This window comes from Rhizobium sp. CF080, assembly GCF_000282095.2.
GTDB lineage: Bacteria > Pseudomonadota > Alphaproteobacteria > Rhizobiales > Rhizobiaceae > Neorhizobium.
In genome coordinates, this window is the sequence record NZ_AKKC02000009.1 from 170,675 (window position 1) to 183,585 (window position 12,911).

At 59.3% G+C, this 12,911-nt stretch carries 10 protein-coding genes and 1 other RNA gene; 8 read left to right on the plus strand and 3 right to left on the minus strand.

Annotated features, from left to right (window positions below; translation table 11 throughout):
* The first annotated feature begins 262 nt into the window (after positions 1 to 262).
* Complete coding sequence (locus tag PMI07_RS21060; RefSeq protein ID WP_007774422.1) at positions 263 to 1,927, plus strand: GGDEF and EAL domain-containing protein; 1,665 nt, start codon at positions 263 to 265, stop codon at positions 1,925 to 1,927.
* 12 nt (positions 1,928 to 1,939) lie between these two features.
* Here the strand turns inward: PMI07_RS21060 and PMI07_RS21065 are convergent, their stop codons facing one another.
* On the minus strand, positions 1,940 to 3,787 hold the full coding sequence (locus PMI07_RS21065; protein WP_007774424.1) for a potassium/proton antiporter: 1,848 nt from the start codon (positions 3,785 to 3,787) through the stop codon (positions 1,940 to 1,942).
* Positions 3,788 to 4,842: 1,055 nt separating this feature from the next.
* On the opposite strand from PMI07_RS21065, the gene PMI07_RS35400 reads away from it, so the two are divergent.
* From PMI07_RS35400 to PMI07_RS21070, 4 genes are all read left to right on the plus strand, one after another.
* On the plus strand, positions 4,843 to 5,640 hold the full coding sequence (locus tag PMI07_RS35400; RefSeq protein ID WP_197032548.1) for a hypothetical protein: 798 nt from the start codon (positions 4,843 to 4,845) through the stop codon (positions 5,638 to 5,640).
* Entirely contained in the window at positions 5,640 to 5,984 is a 345-nt protein-coding gene (locus PMI07_RS34395; RefSeq protein WP_081760884.1) for a hypothetical protein, read from the plus strand. The genes PMI07_RS35400 and PMI07_RS34395 overlap by 1 nt, the downstream gene beginning before the upstream one ends.
* Before the next feature lie 877 nt (positions 5,985 to 6,861).
* A complete protein-coding gene (locus PMI07_RS34400; RefSeq protein WP_155956592.1) occupies positions 6,862 to 7,722 on the plus strand; it encodes a ParB N-terminal domain-containing protein in 861 nt (286 codons plus the stop codon).
* A complete protein-coding gene (locus PMI07_RS21070) occupies positions 7,722 to 8,123 on the plus strand; it encodes a hypothetical protein (RefSeq protein WP_155956593.1) in 402 nt (133 codons plus the stop codon). The genes PMI07_RS34400 and PMI07_RS21070 overlap by 1 nt, the downstream gene beginning before the upstream one ends.
* 186 nt (positions 8,124 to 8,309) lie before the next feature.
* Here the strand turns inward: PMI07_RS21070 and gap are convergent, their stop codons facing one another.
* Complete coding sequence (gene gap, locus PMI07_RS21075; RefSeq protein ID WP_007751961.1) at positions 8,310 to 9,320, minus strand: type I glyceraldehyde-3-phosphate dehydrogenase; 1,011 nt, start codon at positions 9,318 to 9,320, stop codon at positions 8,310 to 8,312.
* Positions 9,321 to 9,395: 75 nt separating this feature from the next.
* Positions 9,396 to 11,378 (minus strand): transketolase, encoded by a 1,983-nt coding sequence (tkt, locus tag PMI07_RS21080; RefSeq protein ID WP_007751959.1) that lies wholly within the window; start codon positions 11,376 to 11,378, stop codon positions 9,396 to 9,398.
* Positions 11,379 to 11,731: 353 nt separating this feature from the next.
* Between tkt and PMI07_RS21085 the strand changes: the two genes are divergently transcribed.
* From PMI07_RS21085 to ssrS, 3 genes are all read left to right on the plus strand, one after another.
* Positions 11,732 to 12,004: a DUF4164 domain-containing protein gene (locus PMI07_RS21085; protein WP_007751956.1), complete on the plus strand. Its 273-nt coding sequence runs from the start codon at positions 11,732 to 11,734 to the stop codon at positions 12,002 to 12,004.
* Between the two features lie 25 nt (positions 12,005 to 12,029).
* Positions 12,030 to 12,407, plus strand: coding sequence for a cell division protein ZapA (locus PMI07_RS21090; protein ID WP_007751953.1), 378 nt, complete (start codon positions 12,030 to 12,032; stop codon positions 12,405 to 12,407).
* 65 nt (positions 12,408 to 12,472) lie between these two features.
* Positions 12,473 to 12,631, plus strand: a non-coding RNA gene (gene ssrS / locus PMI07_RS34405) — 6S RNA.
* Positions 12,632 to 12,911: the final 280 nt, after the last annotated feature.

Here is a 12,911-nt window from a genome sequence, read left to right on the forward strand (position 1 = left end):
GATGCTAATCCATTTACTTGGGAAATGTGCAGCGGACCATACTATGCCTGACCGGCGACGCAAGACGATTGGTTGCAGCCACCCCTATTCCGTCCAAGGCCGGACTTCGGTATGCATCTCAGAATTGGTCTTTAGACTACCGAGTCGCGGATACGCTGTACGCTCATTTTATTGTGACAATGCAGCGCGTTAACGGATTCTATTTGGACTCCTGCTAATAAAGCGACCGATCTTCTACCGCGGTGATCTAAAGAGGCGGGGAATGGCAGAACAATCGAGGCCCGGTCCTGGGCACGCCAGCGGAGTCCGGCAGACCGTCGATGACGGCCTGCTCGACAAGGCGCGCCTTCTCGACCTGATGCCGGGGATGATCGCCTATTTCGACAGCGGGCTGCGTTTCCGCTACGCCAACCAGAAATATGCCGACTGGCGGGGCACCGACAGGCAGTCGATCATCGGCCGGCACTGCCGCGAGGTCGTCGGTAGCGCGAATTTCATCGCCGTGCGCCGATGGGTGACCGAGGCGCTTGAGGGCAAGGCCGTCGCTTTCGAATACGACATGATCACCCGCGACGAAAAGCGGCGGGTGCAGGTGGAATATGTCCCGGATTTCGATAGCAGCGGAAAGGTCGCCGGCATCGTCGCGCTGGTGATCGATCTCACTGCGCGGCTCGACATCAATCAGCGGGTCGCCGAAAGCGAGGCGCTGTTCGACGATGCGTTTTCCAATTCGCCGATCGGCATGGCGCTGGTTGATACCGATGGCGTCCTGATCCGCGTCAATGCCAATTTCAGCAGCATGCTGATGCGGTCCCCGGAGGAACTCGTCGGCATGAGCTTCGGCGAGATCACCCATCCGGACGATATCGACGCGGATCTCTGTCTTTTCAACCAGGTGCTGGCGGGAAGCCGCGACGGCTACAAGATCGACAAGCGTTATCTGCAGGCGGAGGGCGGCATCGTCGAGACGACGCTGACGGTGACGGCGATGCGCAACGCGGCCGGCGAAATCGTCCGCTTCATCTCGCAGATCGAGGACATTACCCAGAGCCGCCAGGCGCAGCGGCGGCTGACCGAGACCAATACGCAGCTTTCGCTCGCCATGGAACTGGTGAGCGGCGGTTTCTGGCACATGGATGTGGGCAGCGGATATTTCCAGACGTCCGAGCGGCTGGCGCATTTCATCATGGGCGAACCGAGCGATCCGCTCGATCTGGCTGCCTATGTGTCGAGGATCAATCCCGAGGATATGGGAAACGCCGATATCCGCCCGCTGGTCGAAGGCAGGGTCGACCGCAATCGGAGCGAATACCGCCTGATGACGGCCGCCGGCGAGCGCTGGCTGCGCTGCGACCGCAAGCTGGTGCGGGGCAGCGACGGCGAGCCCCTGAAGATCGTCGGCATGGCGGTCGACATCACCAAGGAGCGCGACCAGCTGCGGCGGACGCAGGACGAGGCCGATACCGACAGCCTGACCGGCCTGCTCAACCGCCGCGGCTTCGAGAAGAGGTTCCGGCAGGAGGGGCAGGACAGCAGCTGCGGCATCCTGGCACTCGATCTCGACGGTTTCAAGCAGGTCAACGACCGGCTGGGGCACGATGCGGGCGACCAGGTGCTGGTCGAAGTGGCGCGCAGGTTGCGAGCGGCGGTCCGCGAGGGCGACCTGATCGTCCGTCTCGGCGGCGACGAGTTCGTCGTCGTTCTGGTCAAGTCCGACGAGGCGTTGAACCGTACGGTGGCGGAGCGGATCAGGGCGTCGCTCTGCGCCTCGATCCTGGTGAACGGGCAGGCGCTGGAAGCCGGCTGCAGCATCGGCACGACCTGGTTCCGGACATGGCCCGTCGATCTCCGGCAATCGCTCGCCCGTGCGGATGCGGCGCTCTACCGGGCAAAGGCCGCGGGCAAGAACACCTGGCGCTCCGGCTGATTGAACACGCGCCTATGCCGGACCTTCGGGCGGCACGGCGCCCGGTTTTACGGGGACGTGCTTGCCGCGATATTTGCGGACCAGATCGCGGATGCGATGGGCGATCTCGCGCATGTTGATGAAGATCGGCAGATTGGTCGCCGGCTCCACGGGTTCCAGCGAGATGCCGATGCTGCGGACATGTTCGTGCTCGTCGAGTTCCCGCACGATCAGGATGATCGAGCCGAAGCGGATGCGGTCGGCGTAATCCGCGCGGCCGCCGAGCCGTGAGGTCACCAGGTCGCCGACGGTCATGTTCTGCTCGTTGGCGGTGAGCAGGCCGGGGCCGTAGGCCGCATCGAGTTCCTTGGCGGGCCTGGTCGGCGAGATCGCAAACGCGCCGAAAAATTCCGCATCGTCCTCGTCGACCGGCACCTGGCTTGCGAAGATGCGGTCGAGCAGTTTCGAATAGGCGGGCGAGATGAACAGGTAGACCTGGTCGTTCTCCTTCAGCCGCCCGGCATATTGATACCGCATGCTGCGGCCGTCGCGGATGACCAGCGACGGCATGGCCCAGCGGGGAATGCGCTCGCCCTGCAGGATCGGGCTGCCCTTCATGACGCGGTAGGAGATCAGCTCGTGATGGGCGGTGCCCGGCAGGTCGAGCTCGACCTTGTCGACGGCGCCGATGCGCGGCGGAATGATGAGCCCGAGCTTGTGGGCCACCGGCTTGATCGTCCAGCCCTGGACGAGAAGCGAGACCAGCACGATGATGAAGGTAACGTTGAAAAACAGCTGGCCGTTCTCGACGCCGCTTAAGACCGGCATGATCGCCAGCAGGATGGAGACGGCGCCGCGCAGGCCGACCCAGGCGAGGAAGCTGGTCTCCTGCTGGGTGAAATCATAGGGCAGCAGGCTCAGCCACACGGCAATCGGCCGGGCGACGAAGATCAGGAAGAGCGCCAGCGCGATCGCCGGCACGAGGATGGCCGGAAACTGCGACGGCGTGGCGAGCAGGCCCAGCACCAGGAACATGATGATCTGGGCGAGCCAGGTCAGCCCCTCGTTGAAGCGGACGATCTGCGGCTTGGCGAACATCTTGCGGTTGCCGGAATAGATGCCCGCCACATAGACCGCCAGGAAGCCGCTGCCGCCCATGGCGCCGGTGAAGGAAAAGACGAGCAGGGCGAGCGTCAGCACGAAGATCGGCGCCAGCCCGCGGTCGGAGGTGAAGCGGTTCAGCACCCAGACGATCATCATGCCGCCGAACAGGCCGAAAATGACGCCGAGCCCCATTTCCTCGACGAATAGCAGCAGGAAATGCAGGTCGAGGCCGGAAAAACCCTGTCCGGTCGCCAGAAGTTCGGCGAGCGCTATCGTCAGGAAGATCGCCATCGGGTCGTTGGTGCCGGACTCGACCTCGAGCGTCGAGCGCACCTTGTCGCGGATGTTGATGCCGCTGACGCGCAGCAGGAAGAAGACGGCGGCCGCATCCGTCGAGGCGACGATCGAGCCGAGCAGCAGGCCTTCGAGCCAGCTGAAGCCGAGAAGGATCGTCGCGGCGAAGGCGAAGATGCCGGCCGTCAGGAGCACGCCGACCGAGGCGAGCGTGACCGCCGGAACGGCGGCGATGCGAAACGAGTGGATGGGGGTCATGAAGCCGGAATCGAACAGCACGATCGCCAGCGCCAGCGAGCCCAGCATGAAGGTGAAGGAAAAGTTCTCGAACTGGATGCCGAGGCCGTCGACCCCGGCAAGCAGGCCGATCGACAGGAAGATCAGGAGGAGGGGAGCACCGAAGCGGAAGGCGAGGAGGCTCGACAGGGCAGCCGCCAGCACCAGGACCGTGCCGACCAGCAGGACGATATAAAAAGCCTCCACCTATAAAGTCCCCTTCCTCATACCTCGCGCCTCACATGGTCCCCGCCCGCAGCCCCGGAAACCGGACCTGTGCCACGCCGCAACACGGCCATGCAAGAATGGGGCAGATCCCGGCCTGGGGCCAGGCGAATCGACTGATCGATTAGGCGGGAACAATTCCGGCAAGAGAAGGGCAGGGGCGGAAAAAAGACGGACGCGTGCCTTGGTGCCGATGGCTTTTCACTTTCTACCCAGCGTCCTGTCCTAAAACCGGTGCCCACTTTTGGGGACGCTGGATGATCGGAGAGCCCACACGAATGCGGAACCTCGATAGATTGAGTTAAGTGGCTCCGCATTCGCGTGGCCTTCGGCGTCTTTTCGGGGTGTCCCTCCCCTACAGGTGATCACCTCGCCTCGCTGCGTGGCTTCGTTCGCGGTCTCCTTTCGGGAAACCTTGCCACTTGCACGGCTCAACCGAACCCGGCCCGGCGGCCAGGGGGAGGCTTGATAGGGTTCGGGTTGCCCCCAGCCCATGGTTTTCACCTCTTCCACCATCCCCGCACGTTACGGTTCTGATGAAAGCGCCGGCCCCCGCCTGCCCGCGAACGTCTCGCGAAACACTCCGGTGGTGGGAGCGAGGAGGATTGTAGGCATGGGTTGGAGGGGTGGGGAAATTGGGGGTGAAAAAAATCTGGCAGTGCGTCGCGCTATGGCGATTGTCACCAATGACCCATTTTGACCCACAGCGGCCATATTTTGCGCAGCTCAAGGTATTGAAATTGCAAGGCTGGCCGCGTGTGCATAAATTTTGATTTTGCATAGCAATGGCCTTGTCTTTAGGCGTCACGCAACGGGGATTCGTATCCGCCTAGTGCCACAATTAAATGTTATGCGATCTGGTTTCGAGAAAATCGCCGCCCGCGCGAGGACGCGCATCCTCCCACTGCGGCAGTCCCGCGGCCCACCGTGGATTGCAAATCCTCGCTTCTTGACGGCCAGACCAGAAAACTGAAGGTTGAGTGTTGGGGACGAATCGGTCGCGCGTTGCCGCGCGTTTAGGGGTGTGGGGCTTTTTAATGAATTCCTTTTTAAGTCGGCTTGTGGCTCGGTTTTTGAGCCTGCTGCTTGTAGGCAGCATGATATCTGTTTCATTTGGGTCAGTAGTAAATGCTCGATTTATTTCGCCGGATACCTGGGACCCGACGGCGCCCGGTGTGGGGACAAATCGATACTCTTACTCTGAAAACGATCCGGTCAACAAAAGTGATCCTAATGGACATGCCGTTAGTCCCGACGTCTCCGAATATGGAAGCGACGGAACAGGTGGAGACGGAAACGACCGCGCCGCTGAAAAGTCTGAGCAATCAAAGGCGGTTACGGAAGCAGCCGACACACGCGTAAACGATCGTGATAAAAAGGAACAGGAACGGGAGTCTACCCCAGTGGCGACTATGGCGGATCCGCCCGGTTCTAAAAAGTTCGACTTGGTGGGGCCTTTTGGCGGCGGAGGGAGTGGAAGTCGTGCAGGTGGCGGAGGTAGGAGCAGCGCTCCGGCATCAAACGCAGCACCTCGCACTATCCAAGAGCCTAATATAAGTGAGAAGTACCAAAGGCCTAGCAACGCTACTTCAAAATCTCAACGAGAATCTGTACAGGGGAAGCCGTGTGTAGATTGTGGCACGACCGCAAAACGTCAAATTGCAGATCATAAAGAACCCTTAGTCAAAGAATACTATCGAACTGGAGCAATCGATCAGAAGAATATGAAGTCTCTCGATGCTGTTCAGCCTCAATGCCCGGAATGTTCTTCTAGGCAAGGTGGCTTTCTAAGAGGTTTTTCGACGGAAATGAAACGCGTTTTTGGGCTCGATTGATGATGGATGAAATCCAAAGAGAGTTTTGTAAATCGCATGGTATAGGCTTTTCGCCTCCAGAGGCGGATAGTATATTAGGCGTATCATTGAACGTTAAAACAGATATTCTTCCAATAAATGGGCTGAGGCACTTACCAAGCCGCGGGACAAGCGGGTGGTATATCTGGGCTGGTGATGATTTCTCACCGGAAGACGATGGTTTTTTCCAGCCTTTGCATTATTCTCATATTTCTATGTGGAATCCTCTCGTAATAAAATATTTGGCTTTGCCTCCTGGGTGGAGATTTTTGACAGACGGATCATATGAAGATATTTGGTTCGACAAAGAATTACTTATAGAATAGATAAAATACGCTCATCTATCTATTCCCCGTTCTCTCTTAATCTGAATGCTCCCTTTCTGAGCAACCTGTCGCGCTGCATGGGCGTGAACCGTGGCGGGCTGGCGTTCGTATCTTACCGTTCCAAACTGACCTCGCGTTCCCGCTGCTGCGGCCGAGAGCTGTCGCTCTTTCGAACCGTTCCCACACCACATCGAACCTCGTCCTTTTGAGCGCGATCCGTGCGCCGAAACGGTGGAGGCTGCGGGCGACGATTTCGCGCTAGAGAAGGGCAGGGGCGGAAAAAAGACGGACGCGTGCCTTGGTGCCGATGGCTTTTCACTTTCTGCCCAGCGTCCTGTCCCAAAACCGGTGCCCACTTTTGGGGACGCTGGATGATCGGAGAGCCCACACGAATGCGGAACCTCGATAGATTGAGTTAAGTGGCTCCGCATTCGCGTGGCCTTCGGCGTCTTTTCGGGGCGTCCCTCCCCTACAGGTGCTCACCTCGCCTCGCTGCGTGGCTTCGTTCGCGGTCTCCTTTCGGGAAACCTTGCCACTTGCACGGCTCAACCGAACCCGGCCCGGCGGCCAGGGGGAGGCTTGATAGGGTTCGGGTTGCCCCCAGCCCATGGTTTTCACCTCTTCCACCATCCCCGCACGTTACGGTTCTGATGAAAGCGCCGGCCCCCGCCTGCCCGCGAACGTCTCGCGAAACACTCCGGTGGTGGGAGCGAGGAGATTATAGGCATGGGTTGGAGGGGCGGGGAAATTGGGGAGTGAGTTTTTTATTAAGGAGAGGAGTTGGTTGGAATTGACAACTCAGTCGAGTAACCAGAGGTTGAAAGCGAGGGGCGAATCAGCCGCGCCTCGCTACGCGTTTAAGAGTGTGGGGCTTATTATGAATTCCTTTTTTATAGGGCTTATGGCTCGATTTTTGAGCCTGCTGCTCCTATGCGGCATGCTATCTGTTTCATTCGGATCAGCGGCGAATGCGCGATTTATTTCGCCCGATACCTGGGACCCAACTACGCCTGGCGTAGGGACTAATCGATACTCCTATTCGGAAAACGATCCCGTCAACAAAAGTGATCCTAACGGCCACTCTATAAATCCAGACGTTTCTGATTATGGCAGTGAGGGGACAGGGGGAGACGGTGGAAACCAGGAAGCCGAAACGCAGACATCAAAAGATTTCGACAATGCTGCAGGTGAAACATTTGGAGAGCGCACAGAAGACAAAAAATCCCAACAGGCGCAAATGTCAGGCAATTCGAAGCCCGGTGATGAGGATGGTGATGGCCTCCTCGACTCCAAAGACCCGACGACACCGCATGCGGTTACACTTGGACCTAATCCCTTATCCGTGGATATTGACGGCGGAAAAATCCACTACCCCGGAACTATTGGCCCTATTGGAGGAGGTGTAAGGACTGGTGTTGATCCTAGCGCTTTGTCTCCTTCTCACTCCATTGGCGGAAGGGCGTCGAGTCGGAACGTTGACGCTATATCTCAAAGTATGCGTGAGAATGGTTACAAGGGTAAACCGATTGATGTGATTGAATATAATGGTAGAACCATTATTGTTGACGGACATCACAGAGCTGCCGCAGCGAATCGCACTGGCACACCCGTTGATGTTAGAACCGTAAATCCCGGTGAATTCCCTATGGGATCTGGGGGATGGAAATCCATACAAGAAGTAATCAGCGGGGCAAACAGTTTCACAGGAAATAGTTTATCCCGGCCGGGTCGTAGATGATGAGTGACTTTCTTCATCTGGTGCATGAGTATGTTGCTGAGGTCAAAATGTGCATTGACCTCTTTGATCAACATTTCGGAAGAAAAGATATCGTTAGGGCGTGGCGAGAAGGAAAGTTACCACAGACCGGTATTTTACCCGGCAACATACGATACCAAATCCACGGCAAAGGATGCCAAGTGGAATTTGCTACCCATGATATCGACTTTGACTTCGCAGATTGGGAAGGTAATTTCGGTTTTGATGCCTGGAAGTTATGGTTGTTTGCTAGTCAATTTCCGGAAAAATATCCGCAATTACAGCATCAAGGAATTGTGGAGGAGGAAATGAAAAGATACGTATTAAACGGCTCTATTTCAGCTATTAATGATGATATGACTCTTTATATGCCAGACAATTAAATCCTGATTTCTAGCTCGTTCACAACGGGATTTATCTGAGCCGTGATGTGCTTGGGTTAGCTTCTCCACGAAACTGAGATGTAGTCGTGTTTTCTTGTCCGTGACATCTTCTGCGATAAAAAGCCCTCTCCGTTATAAGGAGAGGGCGGTTTTCCGGCTACGGCCCCAAGGGGCGACCTAAGTTAACTAGATCAGCTTCGAAAACGCCACGGCCGTGTCGGCCATGCGGTTCGAGAAGCCCCATTCGTTGTCGTACCAGGAGAGGATGCGGACGAAATTGCCTTCGAGCACCTTGGTCTGGTCGATCGCGAAGATCGACGAATGGCTGTCGTGGTTGAAGTCGCGGCTGACGAGCGGCTCTTCGGTGTAACCGAGGATGCCCTTGAGCGCGCCGTTGGAAGCGGCCTTGATCGCTTCGTTGACTTTGGCAACCGTGGTCGTCTTCTTGGCGACGAACTTGAAGTCGACGACCGAGACGTTCGGGGTCGGCACGCGGATCGAGGTGCCGTCGAGCTTGCCCTTGAGGTGCGGCAGGACTAGGCCGACGGCCTTGGCGGCACCCGTCGAGGTCGGGATCATCGAGAGCGCTGCAGCGCGGGCGCGGTACAGGTCCTTGTGCATGGTGTCGAGCGTCGGCTGGTCACCCGTGTAGGAGTGGATCGTGGTCATGAAGCCATGATCGATGCCGATCGCGTCGTCCAGAACCTTGACCACCGGAACCAGGCAGTTGGTGGTGCAGGACGCGTTGGAGATGACCAGGTGTTCCCGGGTCAGCTGGTCGTGGTTGACGCCGAAGACGACGGTGAGGTCGGCACCGTCGGCCGGAGCCGAGACGATGACGCGCTTGGCGCCGGCGGTCAGGTGCAGGGCGGCCTTGTCGCGGGCGGTGAAGATGCCCGTGCATTCGAGCGCGATATCGACGCCGAGTTCGCCATGCGGCAGGGTCGCCGGGTCCTTGATCGCGGTCACCTTGATCGGCTTGCCGCCGCCGACGGTGATCGTGTCGCCCTCGACCTTCACATCGGCCGGGAACTTGCCGTGGATGGAATCGTAGCGGAGCAGGTGGGCATTGGTCTCGACCGGGCCGAGGTCGTTGATGGCAACGACTTCGATATCGGTGCGGCCGGATTCCACGATAGCACGCAGAACGTTACGGCCGATGCGGCCAAAGCCGTTGATGGCAACTTTCACAGTCATGTCATTCTCCCGAAAATGTGCGGTCTGTCTTGGCGGGGCGCGCCGAATGCGCCCCTTTCACTGTCTGTCTTTGGCTCAGGCGAGCTGTTTTTCGGCTGCGGCAACAACCGCTTCCGCGGTGATGCCGAAGTGCTTGAAGAGATCCTTGGCAGGGCCCGAAGCGCCGAAGGACTTCATGCCGATGAAGGTGCCCTTCGGACCGATGAAGTGGTCCCAGCCCTCGCGCACAGCCGCTTCGACGGCGATCTTGACCGGCGAATTGCCGATGACCGCGGTCTGGTAGGATTCCGGCTGGTCGAAGAAGAGCTCGACGCAGGGGACGGAAACGACGCGGGTCGCGATGCCCTTGCCGTCCAGGGTCGCCTGCGCCTTCAGCGCCAGTTCGACTTCCGAACCGGAGGCGAAGATCGTCACCTTGGCGTCGGCCGCGGAGACGAGTTCGTAGGCGCCCTGGGCGCAGAGGTTCTTCTCTTCATAGGTCTTGCGGGCCGGCGTCAGGTTCTGGCGGGTCAGCGCCAGGCCGGACGGGCGGTGTTTTTCCTTCAGCGCCAGCTGCCAGCACTCGGCCGTCTCGGTCTCGTCGGCCGGGCGGAAGAGGAGCAGGTTGGGGATGGCGCGCAGCGCCGCCAGATGCTCGACCGGCTGGTGGGTCGGGCCGTCTTCGCCGACGCCGATCGAGTCATGCGTCCAGACATGCACGACGCGGATGCCCATGAGGGCGGCGAGGCGCACGGCCGGGCGGCAATAATCCGAGAAGATCAGGAAGCCGCCGGAATAGGGGATCAGGCCGCCATGCAGCGAGATGCCGTTGATGGCGGCGGCGGTCGCATGTTCGCGGATGCCCCAATGCATGTAGCGGCCGGAGAAATCGGTCGGGGTGATCGACTTCATCTGGCTGGTCTTGGTGTTGTTCGAGGGCGTCAGGTCGGCCGAGCCGCCGATCGTTTCCGGCAGCAGGCCGTTGATGACCTCGAGCGCGTCCTCGGAGGCCTTGCGGGTGGCGACCGTCGGGTTGTTCTCGGCGATCTTCTTCTTGAAGGCGTCGATGGCGCTGTCGAAATTGCCCGGCAGGTCGCCGGCGAAACGGCGCACGAATTCGGCCTTCTTGTCGGAAGCGGTGGCGGCGAGGCGATCTTCCCAGTCCTTGCGGGTCTTGGTCGAACGCAGGCCGGCAAGGCGCCAGGCATCGAGAACGTCGGCCGGAACGGTGAAGGCTTCCGCTTCCCAGTTCAGGTTCTTGCGGGCGGCCGCGATTTCCTCGGCGCCGAGCGGATTGCCGTGAACCTTGTGGGTGCCCTGCTTGTTCGGGGCGCCGAAGCCGATGATCGTTTTGCAGGCGATGAAGGTCGGGCGGTCGGACGTCTGGGCGGCTTCGATCGCGGCCGAGATCTGCTCGACGTCATGGCCGTCCACTTCGATCGTGTTCCAGTGGGCGGACTTGAAGCGCATGATCTGGTCGGTCGAATCCGACAGGGAGACGGCGCCGTCGATGGTGATCTTGTTGTCGTCCCAGAAGAGGACGAGCTTGTTGAGCTTCAGGTGGCCGGCAAGCGCGATCGCTTCCTGGCTGATGCCTTCCATCAGGCAGCCGTCGCCGCAGAGCGCATAGGTGAAATGGTTCTGCAGGTCGGAGCCGAATTCTTCTTCCAGCTTGCGCTCGGCGATCGCCATGCCGACGGCATTGGCAATGCCCTGGCCGAGCGGGCCGGTGGTGGTCTCGATACCCGACGCATGGCCGTATTCCGGATGGCCGGCGGTCTTGGAACCGAGCTGGCGGAACTGCTTGATGTCCTCGATCGTCATGTCCTCGTAACCGGTGAGGAACAGCAGCGAATAAAGCAGCATCGAACCGTGGCCGGCAGACAGCACGAAACGGTCGCGGTCCGGCCAGAGCGGGTTCTTCGGGTCGAATTTCAGGTAGCGGGTAAACAGAACCGTCGCGATGTCGGCAGCGCCCATCGGCAGGCCGGGATGGCCGGAATTGGCCTTCTCTACAGCATCCATGGCGAGGAATCGGATCGCGTTCGCCATCCGGTTATGTTTGTCGAGAGAGGTCATGGCTAATCCGCTTTTTACGGGTGTCGGTCACGGTCCGCGCGGGACCACTTGAAGGGCGGCCCGGGGACCACCTAAGAGCGGCTGATCCTTAGCAGGTGCAACGCGCAAGTCAACAAAAGCACGGTCTCTCGAAGAGAGGATGACGAACTTTCCTGCAGCCTGCCTGAATTCTATGCAGCATCCGGGCAGCCTGTGGCGAGGGGTAGAAACATAGTTGACGATCCACAGCTTGGACACGTTTGGGAGGCCTCGATTGATTGACCGGCTTGCGGGTGGTGAATAGTCTGCGGCCCTTGCTGGAGGGGCCGATCACAGCGATTCGGCCGATTTCGCGTATCGACAGGAAGCTTCGCATGCCGTCGGAAAAGACGCTCGACATGGTGATCTCGGAACTCAGGGCGGCGATTGGTGGCCTCGAGAGCGCCGTCGATGCGCGCATCGAGCGCCAGCGCGAAACGCAGGATGTGGAGGGCGAAGTCCGCCGGGTGCATGCCGACCGGGCGCGCCTGGCGCAGGAGCTCGACCAGTCGCAATTCCGCGCCAATCGACTGGAAGAAGTGAACCGGGAAGTCTCGCGGCGCCTGGTGACGGCAATGGAAACCATCCGCGCCGTGCTCGATCGCTGATGCGCCAAGATCAAAAGGGAATGCCATGGCCCAGGTAACGGTGATGATCGACGGCAAGGCCTATCGCATGGCCTGCGAGGAGGGACAGGAAGACCACCTGACCGAACTCGCCGACCGATTCGACCGTTACGTCGGGCACCTCAAGGGCCAGTTCGGCGAGATCGGCGACCTGCGCATCACCGTCATGGCCGGCATCATGATCATGGACGAGTTGTCCGAGATGACCCGCAAGCTCGGCCTCATCGAGACCGAGGTCGCGTCGCTCAAGTTCCATCGCGACGGGGCGCTCGAAAACCAGCAGCGCAACGAGCAGCAGGTGGTCTCGGCGCTCGGCGAGCTTGCCTCGCGGCTCGATGGCCTGACTGCCAAGCTCAACGGCCGCGCGCCGGCCCAGGTGAACTGATCCAAAGTCGATAATAAAGGTTTTCCGCTACTGGTGCGGATCGGCAATCACACATATATTGGCGACGCGATCTGCGCCTCACGACAGGAACCACAATCCCTGGGGCCATACTCGATCCAAAGGGAGCTGTCCCTGGCCAGGCCCGTGGGCTTGGACACACGGCGCCCACCTACGTTTGTAGGCACCCAGGATCGTAAACATCCACCGGTTGCCGTGGATCGCACTCTTTCTCTTTCACCTATTTCGGCTCTTGAGCGCAACTTTTCACACCGATTTTGACACCGGTGTGAGAATTGATCGGTCGAGATATGTCCAACCATTACCGGCTGTTTCCAGCATCCGAACGGCTGATCTCGCTGGGAGACGATCCCGAACGACAGATGCCCGGTCTGACGACTGTTCGTCGCGTGAGTTCTTTCACCACCGAAAGAAGCAGCCAAACCTCACCGCATATACGTCGTTTTCCCGATTTGAGCTGAGGGATTCCGCCGTATTTACTCAAGT

Coding starts and splice junctions, on each gene's coding strand:
- PMI07_RS21090 (WP_007751953.1), top strand. CDS start 12,030: ATGGCCCAGGTAACGGTGATGATCGACGGCAAGGCCTATCGCATGGCC.
- PMI07_RS21060 (WP_007774422.1), top strand. CDS start 263: ATGGCAGAACAATCGAGGCCCGGTCCTGGGCACGCCAGCGGAGTCCGG.
- PMI07_RS35400 (WP_197032548.1), top strand. CDS start 4,843: ATGAATTCCTTTTTAAGTCGGCTTGTGGCTCGGTTTTTGAGCCTGCTG.
- gap (WP_007751961.1), bottom strand. CDS start 9,320: ATGACTGTGAAAGTTGCCATCAACGGCTTTGGCCGCATCGGCCGTAAC.
- PMI07_RS21085 (WP_007751956.1), top strand. CDS start 11,732: ATGCCGTCGGAAAAGACGCTCGACATGGTGATCTCGGAACTCAGGGCG.
- tkt (WP_007751959.1), bottom strand. CDS start 11,378: ATGACCTCTCTCGACAAACATAACCGGATGGCGAACGCGATCCGATTC.
- PMI07_RS34400 (WP_155956592.1), top strand. CDS start 6,862: ATGAATTCCTTTTTTATAGGGCTTATGGCTCGATTTTTGAGCCTGCTG.
- PMI07_RS21070 (WP_155956593.1), top strand. CDS start 7,722: ATGAGTGACTTTCTTCATCTGGTGCATGAGTATGTTGCTGAGGTCAAA.
- PMI07_RS34395 (WP_081760884.1), top strand. CDS start 5,640: ATGATGGATGAAATCCAAAGAGAGTTTTGTAAATCGCATGGTATAGGC.